At 58.6% G+C, this 16,154-nt stretch carries 11 protein-coding genes and 1 pseudogene; 4 read left to right on the top strand and 8 right to left on the bottom strand.

The annotated features are described in order from the left end of the window. Positions 1 to 13 precede the first annotated feature (13 nt). Positions 14 to 1,768, bottom strand: a pseudogene (gene trbE, locus ACJ8J5_RS04020) (conjugal transfer protein TrbE); the annotation flags it as partial. A gap of 252 nt (positions 1,769 to 2,020) precedes the next feature. Continuing rightward, the gene (locus ACJ8J5_RS04015; protein ID WP_099817168.1) at positions 2,021 to 2,782 is read right to left on the bottom strand and encodes a DUF2285 domain-containing protein; all 762 of its coding nucleotides are present in this window, start codon (positions 2,780 to 2,782) and stop codon (positions 2,021 to 2,023) included. A gap of 616 nt (positions 2,783 to 3,398) precedes the next feature. Here ACJ8J5_RS04015 and ACJ8J5_RS04010 point away from each other — a divergent pair. Both ACJ8J5_RS04010 and ACJ8J5_RS04005 read left to right on the top strand, forming a co-directional pair. Next, on the top strand, positions 3,399 to 3,704 hold the full coding sequence (locus ACJ8J5_RS04010; protein ID WP_099817167.1) for a helix-turn-helix domain-containing protein: 306 nt from the start codon (positions 3,399 to 3,401) through the stop codon (positions 3,702 to 3,704). Next, on the top strand, positions 3,691 to 4,563 hold the full coding sequence (locus ACJ8J5_RS04005) for a DUF4238 domain-containing protein (protein WP_414104429.1): 873 nt from the start codon (positions 3,691 to 3,693) through the stop codon (positions 4,561 to 4,563). Before ACJ8J5_RS04010 ends, ACJ8J5_RS04005 begins: the two co-directional genes overlap by 14 nt. 257 nt (positions 4,564 to 4,820) lie before the next feature. Here ACJ8J5_RS04005 and ACJ8J5_RS04000 read toward each other — a convergent pair whose 3' ends face one another. Further along, on the bottom strand, positions 4,821 to 6,890 hold the full coding sequence (locus tag ACJ8J5_RS04000) for a ParB/RepB/Spo0J family partition protein (protein ID WP_414104428.1): 2,070 nt from the start codon (positions 6,888 to 6,890) through the stop codon (positions 4,821 to 4,823). A gap of 82 nt (positions 6,891 to 6,972) precedes the next feature. Next, a complete protein-coding gene (locus ACJ8J5_RS03995) occupies positions 6,973 to 7,836 on the bottom strand; it encodes a DUF932 domain-containing protein (protein WP_442520468.1) in 864 nt (287 codons plus the stop codon). 666 nt (positions 7,837 to 8,502) lie between these two features. Between ACJ8J5_RS03995 and ACJ8J5_RS03990 the strand changes: the two genes are divergently transcribed. Continuing rightward, positions 8,503 to 9,690, top strand: a complete 1,188-nt coding sequence (locus ACJ8J5_RS03990; RefSeq protein ID WP_414104427.1) for a dsDNA nuclease domain-containing protein — start codon at positions 8,503 to 8,505, stop codon at positions 9,688 to 9,690. Positions 9,691 to 9,786: 96 nt separating this feature from the next. Next, the gene (locus ACJ8J5_RS03985) at positions 9,787 to 11,424 is read left to right on the top strand and encodes a hypothetical protein (protein ID WP_197770122.1); all 1,638 of its coding nucleotides are present in this window, start codon (positions 9,787 to 9,789) and stop codon (positions 11,422 to 11,424) included. 63 nt (positions 11,425 to 11,487) lie between these two features. Here ACJ8J5_RS03985 and radC read toward each other — a convergent pair whose 3' ends face one another. The 4 genes from radC to ACJ8J5_RS03965 form a co-directional block, all read right to left on the bottom strand. After that, entirely contained in the window at positions 11,488 to 11,997 is a 510-nt protein-coding gene (gene radC, locus ACJ8J5_RS03980; RefSeq protein WP_414104426.1) for a RadC family protein, read from the bottom strand. Between the two features lie 338 nt (positions 11,998 to 12,335). Next, entirely contained in the window at positions 12,336 to 13,385 is a 1,050-nt protein-coding gene (locus ACJ8J5_RS03975; protein ID WP_099817160.1) for a hypothetical protein, read from the bottom strand. 392 nt (positions 13,386 to 13,777) lie between these two features. Then, on the bottom strand, positions 13,778 to 14,848 hold the full coding sequence (locus tag ACJ8J5_RS03970; RefSeq protein WP_414104425.1) for a PDDEXK nuclease domain-containing protein: 1,071 nt from the start codon (positions 14,846 to 14,848) through the stop codon (positions 13,778 to 13,780). Next, positions 14,845 to 16,044 (bottom strand): tyrosine-type recombinase/integrase, encoded by a 1,200-nt coding sequence (locus tag ACJ8J5_RS03965; RefSeq protein ID WP_099817158.1) that lies wholly within the window; start codon positions 16,042 to 16,044, stop codon positions 14,845 to 14,847. Before ACJ8J5_RS03965 ends, ACJ8J5_RS03970 begins: the two co-directional genes overlap by 4 nt. Between the last annotated feature and the right edge of the window lie 110 nt (positions 16,045 to 16,154).

Here is a 16,154-nt window from a genome sequence, read left to right as displayed (position 1 = left end):
TGGCTACGATGCTGCGGCTGGCGCAGCTCTCGATGATCGCGGGCGCGATGCTCGAATCCTTGATGTCGGCAAGGCTCTGTGTGGCAAAGATGACGCTCACGTTCTTCTTGCGCAGCGTCTTGAGCCACTGGCGGATGCGCGCGGCGAATACCGGGTCATCGAGGAACAGCCATGCTTCATCAAGGATCAGCAGCGTGGGCGCCCCGTCGAAGCGTTCATCGAAGCGCGCAAAGAGGTAATGCAGCACGGCCATGACAGCAGCCTTGCTGTGCATCAGCTCCTCCATCTCGAAGCCCTGCACGTCGGCCATGCCCAGACGGTCATGCTCGGCATCCAGCAGCTTGCCGTGCGCGCCGCCAAGCACATAGGGTGCGAGCGCCTGACGCAGCGTGTTCGATTGCAGCAGCACGGAAAGGCCGGTCATCGTGCGCTGCTCTACCGGCGCCCCGGCAAGGCTTTCCAGTGCCGACCAGATGGCGGCCTTCTCGTCAGGGCCAACGGCTACGCCTTCGTGCAGCAAGCGGCCTTCGACCCATTCGGCCGCCCAGGTGGGGTAGCCCTCGCTGTCGATGCGCGCCAGCGGCTGGAAAGCGATCCCGCCATCCACCCCGAGGTCGTAGTGCTCGCCGCCCAGCCCGAGGATCGTGGCACGCATCGAGCGCCCCATATCGAAGGCGAAGATACGCGCGCCGGGATAGCGGCGAAACTGCATCGCCAGCGTGGCAAGCAAGACCGACTTGCCCATGCCGGTGGGGCCGGCCACCAGTGTGTGCCCCACATCGCCGATGTGCGTGACCAGCCGAAACGGCGTCGCGCCTTCGGTGCGGGTCACGATCAGCGGCGGACCATCGAGATGGTCATTGCGCTCGGGGCCCGCCCACACGGCCGACATTGGCATCAAGTGCGCCAGGTTCAGCGTCGAGACAATGGGCTGGCGGACATTGGCGTAGGCATGGCCAGGGATCGAGGACAACCACGCATCCACGGCATTGAGTGTTTCGGGAATGGTCACAAATCCCCGGCCCTGGATGACACGTTCCACCCTGCGCAGCTTCTCGTCGGCCACGGCGGCGTCCGTGTCCATGACCGCCACGGTCGCAGTCACATAGCCGAAGGCTACCTGATCGCTGCCCAGCTCCTGCAACGCCGCGTCCGCATCGGCTGCCTTGTTGTTGGCGTCGGTATCAACCAGAGGGCTTTCTTGCTGGAAGATGGTTTCGCGCAGCAGCGCGATGACGTTCTTGCGCTTGGCGAACCACTGGCGGCGCAGGCGAGAGAGTTCTTTTTCCGCCTCGGTTTTGTCCAGGCAAAGAAAGCGCGTACTCCAGCGGTACGCAAAGCCCATGCGGTTGAGGTCGTCCAGCATTCCCGGCCAGGTCGATGTCGGGAATCCCCGCACCGATACCACCCGCAGGTGCTGGTCGCCAAGCATCGGTGCCAGGCCGCCGGCCAGTGCGCAGTCGCTCAGCAGCGCATCGAGGTGGAACGGCACCTCGGGCATCGCCAGCGGATAGCGCCGCGTCGAGATGGCCGCATGCAGGTAGGTCAGCGTCTGCCCATCATCCAGCCAGGCGATTTCCGGCAACACACCATCGAGAAGGTCAAAGACCCGATCCGTCTCCGCCACGAAGGCCGTCAGGCGCTCGCGCCAGTCCACGCCTTCAGAGGGCCGGTTCTCGTACAGCAAACCCGCAGCGTGGGCGCGGGACTCCTGCGGCGGCAGATATTGCAACGTGAAGTGGTAGACGCTCTCGAAATGGCTGTCCGACGCCTCGTTTCTCCAGCGTGCGCGGCGACAGCCGCAGGTATTCTGCAGCTTCGTCGTTGGTCAGATAGCGCTGGGGCTGCGCGGGCACAGCGACAGCAGCAGTGGAAGCGGTCACAGGGGGCCGCAAGGGAGCGGGTCGCATGGGGTGGTCCTCCATCAAGCCCGGCCACACCACGCAGCCGGATGGAAGTACTTTCAAGAAAGCAAGGCTGTTTGCTAAGGGACGTTCTGCAAGGGACGCGAAACGTCCCCCTAGCGCAGCGGGAACGGCGGAAGCTGTGCCAGGCGGCGGTAGCCGCCGTGCATCAGCGCATCGCCACGGCGCACCAGCCGCCGCACGCGGGCGCGCAAGGCGCTGTCTTTGTGCCAGTCGGCCGCGACGGCATCCGCGCCAAACAGCCCATCGGCGACCTCCCGCAGGGACGCACCTGCCTGGGTAGCATCGAGTGCTTGCAAGGTATGCAATTCCATCAGCGCGGCGGCCGTAGGCCGGGAGCGGGCTGCTGCAGGCAGGACATCCATGGCCGTGGCCTCAAGTTCAGCAATGAGCGTGCGATAGCGCGCGTAGGGCTTGGCCAGCGCGCGAATGGCGTAGAAATAAGCCATACCGTCCTCCAGGCCCGGTCCAAGGGCGAGCCGCAGGCGGCGGCCCGGCCAGTGCGATGTGAGGACCAGGCGCTTGCCGTCGTGGGTCAGTTGCTTGTGCCCAGGGACACCCCAAAACGCGAAGGCTTGCGCCGTGGGCGGCGGATCGGTGTCAGGGTGAAGCTGAACCTCAGTATCGTGATGGGGAAGCCAAGTTGGATGCGCATCGCGTGCGTCCAAGGCGGGATCTTCCAGAAAGCGCAGGCCCCACGCCTGCGCCGTTTCTGGCTGACGATGACGGTGCAGCCAGTCAAGCCGGTATTGGGGGCTTCTGCGCAAGTATTCCCAAGCCAGCGCGGGGCCATCGAGGTGCAGCGTGTACAGATACGCTGCGGTCGGATACCACTGCCCAGTGTTCGATCCCATCATGGCGCTGCCCCTCCGTCGATAAGCAGGAACGTCGCTCTATACCGTCACGCGGCAGCTATCGAGTAGCCATCGAGCCGCCATCGGAATCGGGGTAAGCTGTGTCTGCCGGGGCAAGACCGAGGACGCCAAGGCATGGCAGAGATTGTCTTAATGCGACGGCTGCAACGCCGGAAATTGGCTTGCAGCATCGGACACCATGCCGCAGCACACGCCAGAGATCATGACTATTTTGAGCGCAGGCGTGGCGCCACACAACACAGTGTGGATTCAGATGGGCCGTGTATCGACTGAGATAGAAATAGTCAGAATGCGCCCCGACGCGAGATACCTGGTCGGGGTGCTGCATCACTCCTGAGACCGGCGACCCGAGGCCAATCCAGCGGCTGAATGACCATCGGCAAGATCGAGTGAAGCCACAAATCCGCAAAGACACGAAAGAGCATTGCCGGAAGTCAGGAAAGACACGGATGCGTTTCCCTGGGTGTGAGGAAATCCGCCGATACGGATTTCCGTAAAAGCACGGAATAGCTAAACAGTCGCACGAAATGAACACTATAGATTGTAGCTCTATAGGGCTCAATGGGCTGTCATCTTGGCTTTTGAGGGAAGAGCATAGGTGACAGCGAAGAACTCATTGGCAGTGGCGATACGAACAGTAAGAAAAGCGCGTGGCTTGAGCCAGGAGGCATTCTCCGACGTGTCCAGCCGCACTTACCTGAGTACGCTGGAGCGGGACTTGAAGAGCCCGACGATCAACAAATTGGCCGAGTTGTGCGAAGTGATGGACGTGCATCCGCTCACATTGCTGACGCTGGCGTATGCCGGCGACAGCACACGTAAGATGGAACTGCTCCTGGCACAAGTCCGGCAGGAACTTGAACAGCTCATAACAGACCAAGAAGGAAAGCATGGAGAAGTTTGAAAAAAAGAATCATCACTACGTCCCTCAGTATTGGCAACGTGGTTTCAAAGGATCGGATGGCTATCTGTACGGCAAGTTCGGCTCAATCATCAGGCGCGTATCGCCAAAAAGGATCATGCAACGCGACTGGCTTTACACGGTTTTTGATGATCAATGGAATCCATCGGACACGCTGGAAGACACACTCTCCACGGTAGAAGCCAAGCATGCGCAACTGTTTCGGCAGCTACACACACCTGGCTACATGCCAACACCCGGTGATCGAGATCAAATTTGCCAAGCATTGGCTTTACAGGCAAGCCGCCATCCAGACGTTCTGGCGCGCAGCCATAAGCTCTCAAAGGAGTTCGGAGCCTTCCTCGCGGATGCTCACTCCATGTCTCTTGATGAATTCACATGCCGTGCCTCGACATTCGGTATCCATGACACGGACGCGCATACTTTCTACACGGTGCTTGCTCAGAAAACGGAAGAACAATTGGCTTCCGAGCTAGCCGATTTGCACGCTCTTTCACCCCAGTCACCAGAGCTTCCCGAACAGGAAGCGCTTTTGGCAGCACCCCAGATCGCGGACGTTATAAAAACGCTGGAATTGTGTTTGTTGGACGCTCCTTCTGGCGAAGCATTTGTGCTTGGTGATACCCCGCTTCCACAATCCAACTTGGGGCTTGGTTTTTCAGTTCCGCTGTCGAAGTCGCTTGCTGTGTGTGCGACCCAAGCCCAAAGTACGATCACGCCAACAACGGTAGCTCGGCGAATCGCCAACACCGCAGAGGTTAGAGCGATCAATGGCGTTCAAGCCGACAATGCGGCGCAAGTTGTCGTGGGCCCCTCAGTTGATCTTTTATCCAAGCTGTAGAGAAAGCGGGTCTGGCTTGGAATGTTGCCGGCACGCAGTTGCCGTGCTTGGGGTTTCAAGGTTTTCTCGCGCGCAAGGCTACTTGCGCGCACGCCCTCAGCCGCCTGACCAAGGGCGGTTGAGGGAAAATCCGGGCGCGGCCGTCGCCGCGCCCGGATTTTTTTGCCACCGGCCCCAAAGCGGAACGGCTCGGGGCCGGTGCTGATCGGACAGCAAAACGCCCTGGCCGAAACCAAGGCGCTTGCTAACATAAATGATCACGCGGCCAGTGCTTCGACCTTCGACTGCTCATCTACCACGGCGGCATTCTCCAGCGCTTCGGCTTCGGTTGCCGCATCCTGCCCGGCCTGCTGCGTACTTTCGGCACGGAAGATAGCAGGCATCCAGCCAGTGCCATCAGTCAACCGTTCGGCCTCACTGACAATGTCGCCCTTCTTCAACTTCGCCAGCCGGGTGACGTGCGAGGGAGCAAATTCGCCCACGGCTTCCAGAATCGCGGCCTTCGGCACATGCCGGAAGTAGCCCTCGCTGGTCGGTTTCCACCATGCTGCCATGTCCAACTCCATGGCCTGCGCCAGTTCTGCGCCGGGCTGATGCGCCGTGGCGCGAGGTGTCACTACGTCCACCGTGGAAGCCACACACACGGCCAGCAGCTTGACCAGTTCGTCTTGCGGCTTCACCAGCAGTGCGGCAAACAGTTCGGCGCTGTCCTCGGGCAAGGCTTCGCCTGCCACCTGTTGCAGTTCTCGCAGCGCCACAGCGGCCGGAGAGTGAGGCATGTCCGGGGCCATGCCTTCCAACCGGTCTTGCACTTTGAGGCTGACGCCCAGCGGCAAGCTATGGCCGTAGTGGCGGCTCTGCAAGACGGTCTGCACCATGCCATGCACCACGGCAGCCAGCGCCACTTGCGGGTGCCGGGCAACTTCGATTTGCAGCGCTGCCGTGCGGTGGGCGCTCAACTGCTGCGCCAGCTTATCGGACATGTCAGCGGTCTTGGGCGACCTGCCATCGTTCTTGTCCTCGCCTTCGTCGCCACACCCGGCAGTGCCTTCACTGCCTCCCCCCTGCCGCAGCCTTTCCAGCGTGCGCAGCGCCTTGGCTTCGGCCTCGCGCAGCAGCCCGCGATGCACCATGGGCTTGCCGTTGCGGTCGATGGTGACGATAGCACCGGCTGCGGCTTTTACGTTCGGGCTAAAGTCCTGCAAGCCGTCTTCCAGCGCTTGCAACTGCTGGCCCAAGGCTTCACCTTCTTCCTGCAAGGTCTCGGCCTTGTCCTCGTCCCCTGCATCCATGGCGGCGTCAATGACATTTCCAAGCTCCCACATCTTGGCTTGCAGCTTTTCGATGCGTAGGGCTTCGCGCTTGTTCGGGCTGCGGCGCTCCTTCGGTGCCTGCTGGAAAGAATGCAGGTCGGCGTAAGTCATGGCGGGCGTGGCATCCACCCAAGCCCAGCCCTCGGCGCGAACAGCGGCGGCAATGTCCGCCAGCTTGCCTTGTGCCAACTGCTCCAGCAATGCGGCGTCAAGCAGATACACGCCCGCATCGCCTTCCGCGAACAGGTCGCGCCGGGTGCCACCGCCTGCCTGCTCGTACACATCCAACCCCACAAACCGCACCAGCGGATGCCGGTAGGCGTCGATTTCGCGCTCGGTGAGGCGTTCGCGCAGAGCGGACGGCTGGCGCTGCCATGTCGGCGCATCGTAGAAGGCGCTTTCCTGCGCGGCGTGGTCGTCGGTGATGGACAAGGCCATCAATTGATCGAGCGTGACAGCATCGGCCCGATAGTCGGCCATCAGGCGCGGCGAGACATTCGCCAGTTTCAAGCGCCGTTGCACCACCAGCGGCGTAACGGAGAAATCCGCCGCTATGTCCTCGATGGGGCGGCCTTCGGCCACCAGTCCCGCGAAGGCTTCAAACTGGTCTGCCGGGTGCATGTCCTCGCGCTGCACGTTCTCGGTGAGGCTGGCGGTGCGTGCCGTGCCATCGGCCACCAGAAGGCAAGGCACTTCCCAATCTTTGGCGATGCGGTGCTTTTTCGCCAACAGCTTGAGGGCTGCGAGGCGACGGCCACCGGCAACCACTTCGTAATGCTCGCCATCGGCGGCAAGAATCACGATGAGGTTTTGCAGCAGGCCGACACGCTGAATGGATGCGGCCAGCTCGGGGATGGACATGCGCGGAGTCTTGCGCACGTTGCGGCCCACAGGGCGCAGCACCAGCCGCGACAGCGGCACCAGAATCAGGTTCTTGGTCGGGTCGGCAGCTTCCAACGGAATAGCTGCGGCGGTGTTGAGGGCGCGGGCTTCGGTTTGGGTCATTGCGTTCATGGTTCGTACTCCTATCTGGTTCAGGGATGCGGCGTTGAGAAAAAGCGGCAAGGGCTGCTGCCTACCCCTGCCACTTCGGGATTCAGGCTTTCAGCTGACGCAGGCCATCGGCCAGCAACCACAGGGCGCGGTTCAGGCGCACATCGGAATCAATGCCCTGCACGGGGCGGGTGCGCTGGCGGCGTCCGTTGGCACTACGGCCGGACAAACCGCCTTTGGTCAGGTTTTCCTGCGTACGGTTGAAAACGCTCCATAGGTCGGGGCGGCGGTCGTCGAACCGGCGCGGCATCAGGATTTGCGCTTCCGTGATAGGAGCGGGCTTGTCCGGGTCGTCGTACTTGAGAGCCAGCGCAGCGCGGGCGAACACCTCCGACTCACCGTTGTCCAAGGTGATACCGCGCATCAGGTCGCGGGATTCCTTCACCCGCTCGAAACCGCTCAACACCTCGAAAGCGCCTTCAATGACTTGCTCGGCCACATTGCCTTTATGAGGGACGCGCACATCGGCCACGGTGTCGCCGCATACAAGGCCATTGCTGCACACAAAGCGGAACATGCCGGCCAGCATCTGGTAGCTGCTGGTGCCGTCGTGCGAGTTCAACAACACAATTTCGTTGGCCTCGGCACCGTTGATCTGGCTCGCATGGCGCAGGCGCAGCATGTGCTTGGTGTGCTCGCGCTTGCCTTCGTCGCGGACGCGGGTCTGACACACCATGAAGGGCTGAAACCCCTCCTTGCGCAGTTCGGTCAACACCGCCGCCGTAGGGATGTAGGCGTATCGCTGCGAACGACTTTCGTGCGGGGCATCCGCAAAGATGGACGGAGCCACGCGGCGGATCTGGTCGTCAGACAGCGGGTAATCGCTGCGCAGCGCCGGGGAATGGGAAGCGAAACGGGATGCGAGTTGCCTGATCTTTCTCCTGACAAAAAAAGGGTTGCTGTTCACACCGCACACCGGATTCCAAGATTCGGAGCCCAGCCTGTCGGCTGTTCTGTGCGGTCGGCACGAGGAACCCGGTTGGCCCTGTTGCCACCGTCTTTCCTGAGTTCATCGCCCGCGACGGTCAGGAGCGCGCGAACGGGAGCTGTCAAGGAGATAAGCGTGGGGGTTGGTGCGGCCCGCAGGCGTAGCCGAGGACACGGCCCCGCGCGCCTTGATGGCGCCCGGAAGCGGGCTACAGTCGCGGACAAGGTGATGGAGTCAGGGAAGACGGCTGGACATGGCAACGGCCGCCTCCATGTGCTGATAGCACGGCAAGCGAAGCGCGCAGGCCCGAAGCTGGAAGCCGGGCCGAAGGCGTCAGGAATGCGGAAGGCTGGCGATAGCCAGTCCCGTCAGGGATGAGCGAATAGCGAACCTGGAACAGCGTGGTCCGCAGAGCGGAGACGCACGGAGTATTTCGCGTATTATTTATTGCTACAGAGTGACTGTATTGACTACGGACTCAACTGGTCGAGGCGACACAATGACATTCCATGTTGGGAACAGTCACTCTGCAAGCTCGCTTATCTCAATTCAACAGCGAATCTGCCGTTTCAAGACTTTACATATTCTCAACAATCATCGATGATTGCTGGCTCAGAACCGAATTTCTCCGTATAACGGGGGCAAATGGGGGATGCGTTGGGCGTAGTTAATGGCACGGCGGAGCTTTTGCTCGTCGCTAACAATCCTAAATATTCGGAAACTGGTGGTGGGCACGGGGCCAAGGGCGTCGACTTCCCTCGCTGGTGGGCTGTCTTCCGGATGATAGAGTTGGAGAAGGCCAATGAACCCGACTTTCTCCTACTTTTTGAGTCCGTCCAGGACGTCGCAGAACTTGACTCCGCGACCATGCCAACCCGTGCTAAGGTCTACCAAGTCAAGAAGAAAGATGCCGGCACTTGGACATGGTCTGTCCTCACCGGCACTATCGCCCCCAAGGCCCCGTCGGTCAAGTCAAGGAAGTCCGCTACAACGACAGTTGCACCAGCGAAGGCACCGACTTTTGAGAAGGTCCCACAATCGGCTCTCGGCAAGCTGCATCTCAGCCTGAGCGCCTTTGACGCATTGCCCGTCGAAGGAGTATTTATCTCTAACGCAGGCTGTGACTTCCCGCTCGCCAACGGAGGCTCTGCAGCCACGACGATGCCATGCTCGCTTGCAGACCTTGCGCCCGACCATGTGCAATTGCTTACAGATGCCTTCGCATCACTGTCACCAAGCACCCCTCCACCAGATTTGACAAGAGTTAAGTTGCAGAAGGTCGCTATACATCCCGACAACTTGACCGCACCGGTTATTGCCGCAGCATTAGAGCTATTGAACGAACGTAGCCCAGAGCATGCAGGCCAGGCAAAATCGTTCGTCGATTCATTGGTGATGCAGCTTTCGCCACTGACCCGCCGCACGGACACTTGTTTATCGTTCGAAGAACTTGTCAATGAGCGTGGCTTCTCGAAAAACGCGTTCCTGGCAGCGCTGGCTGCGCTGGAGACGGTGCCAGACCGCCTTGCGTTGCTCGACGTCTGGCTGCAACAACTCCAAACCGAGGGTTTGGACTTCATGACTATCACATCGGTACGTATTGCTGCAGCACGTGCACAGCAGGATCGACTCATTGGGGGAACCAAGCTCTCAAACGAAATCGACACTTTCTGCGACGAATGGATAGCAGCCAATCCATGGACATCCAACTTGCGGCCTTTCGTAGAAGCCGCGCTTGCCGCGCTCAAGGTCAAGTTCTGCGGACATCGCGACTATGACCTGATGGCGAGGTTTGTCATGAGAGCGATAACGAAATGCGTGGACCAGAACTGAGACTCCTCGTCCGAAGCCTGAGAACAAAAGACTATGCATCGCTTCCGATTCAAAAACATTTGGCTGCTCTCTCATCGCGAGAAGACAGCTCGACACGTGAAATTCCATCCGAGCAAGAACCTACTGGTGGGGAGGAACCACACGGGAAAAACGACGTTGATCCGGAGTCTGTTTGAGACGCTTGGCGCGAAGCCGCAAGGAAAACTCGAACAGTGGGACGAGAACGCAGCCTCGCTGCTTGAGTTCTCGGTTAATGACAAACACTACTTCGCCCTCCATCAAGATGGGCGGCGCGCGCTATTTGACGAAACGTTCAACCTTCTCATTTCAACTTCAAAGTTCGGCGATTGGTCCAAGCGATTTTGCGAGATAACCGACTTCAACCTGGTGTTCTCAGACAAGAAACAGGCAGAGGTGGTTTCCGCTGACCCCGCGTGCTTCTTCGCACCGTTCTACGTGAACCAAGATGGCAGTTGGCAATCTGACTGGAACACGTTCGGAGGCATGAAACGCTTCAGTGCACCGTTCAAGCCAATCCTTGAGTACTTCACCGGCGTATGTCCACCAGAGTACTACACGGCAAGCGCAGAAAGATCTCAGTACTCCAAGGTTCTTGAAGAACACCGCCGCGAGTACCGCCTGCTCGAGCGCGCCATTGAGCGATTTAGTAAGACAGTCCCGTTATCAGGCCCAAAGGTCAATGCCAACAACTTTGTCGTCGAGATTGAGCAGCTCACCAAGGAAGTCAACGAACTCAACGTCCGACAGGAAGCACTGCGCAATGTGGCCGTGCGCGAGCAAGAGCTTCTGAAGAATCTGGACCATCAGATTCAGCTCGCCGACAGCGCTCTTTCAGCATATGACAGTGACACAAAATACCTCCTCAGAGAAGGCGCAGCGCCACTAGTCTGCCCCACCTGTCATGCCGAGCACGAGAAACCCTTCCTCGACCTGCTGGAGTTCGCAGAAGACGCCCGTGTTCTACGCGAGCTAGCCGCCCGACTGCGTGAGGATGCTACAGAGGTTCGAAAGCGGACGCAGAAAGCCTTCACGGAGCTAAACTCACTCAACGAGAACTACCTACGCATCTCCCGCTTGCTGGACACGCGTAAAGGTGAGTTGAAGTTCCAAGATGTCGTAGGAAGCCTGGGCGCAGAGTCTGCATTTGCAGCTTTCGAGGCTGAACGCAAGCAGATTCAAAACTCTATCGACTCAGTGGTTCTCACTATCGACGTGCTCGAGACGAAGATGGCCGAGCTGCGTTCTCCCAAACGCACGAAGGCAATTTTGACTGAGTTCCGTGAGCACTATGCGGCTAGCCGCATCGCATTACAGCTTCACTCCGTTGCAACCAAAACCATGCAGCTGGCATCACGCCCCTCTCTTTCGGGCAGCGGCGGACCGCGGTCAATCCTTGCCTATTACGCTGCTATCTGGCAGACCATTCAAGGCAAGATGGGCACATATGACGTCCCAGTTGTCATCGACTCGCCCAACCAGCAAGCTCAAGACGACTTCAATCTACCGGCGGTTCTCAAGTTCATCGCAAAGGACTTGCCCGCTGGCATGCAGCTCATTGTCGGCTTAGAAACACCAACCGACTTTCTCTTCGATCATCAAGTCACCCTGACAGAGAAGTACGGGATGCTCAATAAAGATGAATGGGAATCTACGGAGAAATTGATGGAGCCGTTGTTGAGCAAAATGTACCAGACGACCCTGTCACAGGGCTAAGACTTGTTGAAATCGAAAACTATCTGCCGCATAAGAAACAAAAGGGGGCAATGCCCCCAGAAGTCAAAGCAAGCTGCATTCGGCAAATGACGTGGTGTTGACGTCAGCGACGATGACATGATCAAGCACGTTCACGTCCACCAGTGCCAATGTCTCCTTGAGCCTCTTGGTCAGAGCGCGGTCCGCCTCGCTCGGATCCGCGCTTCCACTCGGATGGTTGTGGGCCAGGATTGCCGCCGCCGCATTGAGCCGCAGCGCCTGCTTGACCACCTCGCGCGGATGCACCGATGTGCTGCTGATGGAGCCACGGAACATCTCTACGTATTCGATCAGGCGGTGCTGTGAATCGAGAAAGAGTACCGAGAAGATTTCGCGCTCGTAGCCAGCCAGCTTGGCGCACAGATATTCTTTGACCACTGCTGGCGACGTGAAGGATGTACCACGCTGCATCTTCTGCTCAACGACCTGGCGCGCGGCTTCCAGAATCTGGTCTACCGTCGCCGGCAGATAGCGGCCCTGGGTGTCACGCACCATCAGCGTGGTATCGAACGAGGAAAAGGACAGTTGCGACATGATCGTGCTCCGGTTGCTCGGGCGGAATTGCCCGGAACCGTGAGGAGCACGGCGCAGCGCAAGCAGTCAGGGGTCAGAGACGGCAGCCAGGCCGCAAGCGTGCAAGCACGCGCAGCCCTTGACGGCGAGAACGCCGTGATGAGGTGAAGGGAACAGCAAGACCGCCCCCACCCTGCTGCCCTCTGCTCATATCTATCTTTGAGCAAGCGAAGCGCGCAGGCCCATCAGGGCCGTAGGGGTCAGGGGTCATAATTGGATGGCCACGATATGGTGCGCAGCCCAGGCGCGTGAAGACAACATGTTTAACGAGGGAACCTGTCTTACACAGACTCTCCGACTCACCAAGAGGTCATGATGGCTTGCTCAAGCCTCTCAATCTCAACCTGGACACGAGCGTGATCAAACTCATTGGTGTTGCTCACATTGGATAATATGCGGCGTAATCGCTGTGAGTCCCGTTGTCTCAAGAGCTCGTTAAGGCGTTCGCCCTTGTCCGCATAGAACGGAAAGTTGTAGCTCAAAACAGATGCAGACAAAAACGGTTCACCGGCATTGAGAAACAGTGCACGAGGCAAGCACTGGCCAGCAATGAAGGCTGCTGCAGCATCATCGGTGACAAAGATTGCATGTTGCGGCTTTCCGTCCACCGGTAGCGCAGGAAAGTAGTTCTGCACCATCCAGCAATGCCAGATGTCCCAGGCAGCGCCCCACGCAGCATCAAGCGGTGTCTTGCCTTCACGCAGGCTCAACAGCTTATCCGCTTCTTTCGCGCCCCCGAATAAGGCGAACGCGGCTTGCGAAATCAGCCCTATATGACACTCCATGGCTTCGCACCAATCAAAGAATTCGATGAAATTTTTTGCAGCACGAGCCTTCAAGAATCCGCGTGAACGGATCTCAAAAATTTTCAGGAAACAACAATAAGCGTAGCGCAGCATTGGAAACGCCACCGACAAGGACTTGTCGGTCATCTCCAACCCGTCCGCGATTCGGGCAGAAGCTTGTCTCCCCCGCGCCAAGGAATCCTCACTCTGCGCAAGAGCACGTGCGACATTCGAAGCGATGCTGGAGAGCTTATCCGTGTCGAGCTGATCGCTCTCACGATTTGACGCTAGTTCCATGCAACCAAAGTAAGGAACGACATCCACTTTGACGAACTCAACAGCCAACAGGAATTGGCGAAACATCGATTCTTTGATAGGGTCCTTTTGCCCACGTGCGTAGTTAGCCAGGTTAAGACAGATGTTCGCATCCAGCACCAAGGCTGTCACAATGCCTTCCCGCGCATTGGATTGAATGAGCTCTGAGCCGGGGAAGCAGCATTCCCCCTTGAGATCAAAATAGGAGAATGGCTTGGCAATAAATATACGGGCTTCGCTATTGGCCATGTTCTAGTGATTCGCAGGATGAGAGGGAATATTTCCCCATTTCTACAGCGACTTAACTGCAACGTCTACCTTTCTGCAGCGACTTTAGTGGTAGGCAGTCAGGGTAGCACCCGCACAGAATATGAACAAACTCCCAATATGCGGCGCACGTTTATGTTCCACAAATGCTCGGAAAAATGTAGAGCTGGACTCGCAGCAGTACAGCTCGAAAGACTACTGCTGTCAACAACTTTACCCTGATGGGTGACAGGCTCCTGCCCGAGCCTGCATCTCATAAACCGTAGAAATTGTCGACGTCAAAATAGCGTGATATGGGAAAACGCAGTTGCTATCACTTGGCCTCCAAGGATACTGTGAAGATGGTGTTCCCCAGAGTCTCGCACCCAATCGGTTTATCGCTCACGGTCTTCGCCGCCACGCGCTCCAATCTGCAATTGCGCCCGCTGCATTGCTTGCTGCAGTCTCGCCGCCAACACCCCCCTCGGTGGTAAGGCCGTCAGGTACTCAGCGACGTGGATGCCTGACTTGTCCAGTTCCAGTAATTCGATTTGCTCGCGCTTCTTTCCCGTGCAAAGAATGATGTCTAACGGCGAGGCTTCCTCCGGCTCCCGTTCGTGCTTGTCCAGCCACCGAAGGTAAAGCTCCATCTGCCCCTTATAAGCCGCCTTGAACTCACCAACCTTCAACTCTATTGCAACCAGCCGCCGCAGCTTTCGGTTGTAGAACAACAGATCGAGATGGAAATCCTCGTCGTCAATCAGGATGCGCTTCTGCCGGGCTACGAAGCTAAACCCCGCACCAAGTTCCAGCAGGAACGATTCCATCTCGCGGACGATCGCCGCTTCTAGGTCGCCTTCCTGCCAAGTGTCCCGCAGGTCAAGGAAATCAAGGAGGTACGGGTCACGCATGACTAGTGCCGGCGACATACGCTGTGCGTCGCGCAAGGTTGCCAGTTCCTCTGCGATCGTCTCGCACGGCTTCTTGGAAAGTGCCGTACGCTCATACAGCATGGAGTCGATGCGCTCACGCAACGTTCGCACGCTCCAGCGCTCGGCACTGGCCATCTGCGCGTAGTAGTCCCGCTGGAGCGGGTCTTTCAGCGGGATCAGGGCAATGAAATGTGTCCAACTCAATTGTCGTATCAGCGATACGACAATCTGCTCATCAGGAAAAGTGCTGGCGAACTGCACCATTCGACGCAGGTTCTTGACCGCGAAGCTACCGCCATACTCCTGCACCAATTGTGCCGCCAAAGTGGGCAATACCTCTTCGCCATACTCAGCCCGCCGTCCCGCCAAAACCTGTGTATAGATGCGTTGACCGATACGCCAATAGAGCATCGTCAATTCACTATTGACCGCCGAGACTGCGCGCTGGCGCGCCGATTCGATCAGCGCTCGGATGTCACCCAGCAGCACCGTGGAGTCAGTTGGTGAAGTAATGATCTTTCGCTGCCTGGTCATTCTGCCACCTCATCAACATGGCTTGCGCCTGTGATTGTCTTGCGCCGCTTAGCGACCAGATCCGCGGCCTGGCGAACTGGCTCATCCTCGGTGTGAACGTAGCGCATGAACATCACCACGGTCTTATGCGCCGTCAGCGCCATGCCGACCTTGACCGGAATGCCCGAATTGGCAATGTCGGTGGCCGAACGATGGCGGATACCATGCGTACCCACATGCGTCGCGCCCGCAGCTTTGAGCACACGGCACCAGCCGCTGTAGTACTCCCCCTCGGTCAGATGGCTACCGGGACAACTAGGGGATGGCAGTACATGGGGGACACCTTCCTCCCTCGGCGCGGCCGAAAGCAGGCGATAGGCTTCATCGCTCATGGGCTTGGATATGCCTCCAGTCTTGCTGTCGGGCCATACCACGCGCCGGTTTTCCAAATCGACCCATAGCCACTGGAGCATGGCGATTTCGGAGTAACGAGCAGCGAACTCGAATTGCAGGCGGATCGCCAACGGAATGACGTAGTTTTCCAGCCCTTCGGATTCCACCTTATCCAGTTGACGGAAGATACGAACCATGTCCTCGTCGCTGATGAGATGAGTGGCTCTCCCGTTTGGGTACATCGGGACGTGACGGCAGGGGTTGCTACCGTCAGGTCTGAACCCCCACACTTCAGCCAGGTTGAACATCTTGCGCATCACGCTGAAAGCACGGTTCGCCTCAGCGGGTTTGTGGGCCATTTTCTTCATCACCGTCGCCACATCTGGCCGTTTCACATCCTGGACCTTCACACGGCCCAGCAACGGAACGATGCAGCGGTCAATGGCGCCCTGATACCCGCGCTGGGTGCTGGGCTTGTTGCGTTGTTTGGAGTAGTCCTCCATAAACTTGATGCACAACTCCTTGACCGTGGGCGCTGCACGGGCAGCAGCCTTATCGGCGCTGGGGTCGCCCCCCCTACGCACTTCGGCCAACCATTCCTGAGCCAGTGAACGGGCCTGTTCTACAGTCAATTCCCCGTACTGGCCCAATGCGGGCTTACGGCGCTCCCCGGCGTTCGTGCGGTACTGCAGCATGAACACCTTGCGGCCAGTTGGAGTAATCTTGCACAGGAAACCGGGCACCACAGTGTCCCGGAGTTCAACAACCTGCGCCTGGGGTTGCGCCGCATCGACTGCGGTCTTGGTGAGTTTGATCTTCGCCATGATGACTCCTCGGAAAGCCCGGTTTCCAAGAGCTGCATGGGAGCCACGCGAAAGGAAGCCGGGCCATGTTTCGTAAAGCACCGGCATATGATGAATCAACCTAACCCGTT

This window comes from Serratia sp. CY43202, from assembly GCF_052168755.1.
GTDB lineage: Bacteria > Pseudomonadota > Gammaproteobacteria > Enterobacterales > Enterobacteriaceae > Serratia > Serratia bockelmannii.
Note: the sequence above shows the minus strand (reverse complement) of the source record. Positions and strands in the feature narration are given on the sequence as shown.

What these genes read in the sequence shown, in the direction of transcription:
- ACJ8J5_RS04015 (WP_099817168.1), bottom strand. Translation starts at nt 2,782, where the DNA reads ATGATGGGATCGAACACTGGGCAGTGGTATCCGACCGCAGCGTATCTG.
- ACJ8J5_RS04005 (WP_414104429.1), top strand. Translation starts at nt 3,691, where the DNA reads ATGGAGAAGTTTGAAAAAAAGAATCATCACTACGTCCCTCAGTATTGG.
- ACJ8J5_RS04000 (WP_414104428.1), bottom strand. Translation starts at nt 6,890, where the DNA reads ATGAACGCAATGACCCAAACCGAAGCCCGCGCCCTCAACACCGCCGCA.
- ACJ8J5_RS03990 (WP_414104427.1), top strand. Translation starts at nt 8,503, where the DNA reads ATGGGGGATGCGTTGGGCGTAGTTAATGGCACGGCGGAGCTTTTGCTC.
- radC (WP_414104426.1), bottom strand. Translation starts at nt 11,997, where the DNA reads ATGTCGCAACTGTCCTTTTCCTCGTTCGATACCACGCTGATGGTGCGT.
- ACJ8J5_RS03975 (WP_099817160.1), bottom strand. Translation starts at nt 13,385, where the DNA reads ATGGCCAATAGCGAAGCCCGTATATTTATTGCCAAGCCATTCTCCTAT.
- ACJ8J5_RS03970 (WP_414104425.1), bottom strand. Translation starts at nt 14,848, where the DNA reads ATGACCAGGCAGCGAAAGATCATTACTTCACCAACTGACTCCACGGTG.
- ACJ8J5_RS03965 (WP_099817158.1), bottom strand. Translation starts at nt 16,044, where the DNA reads ATGGCGAAGATCAAACTCACCAAGACCGCAGTCGATGCGGCGCAACCC.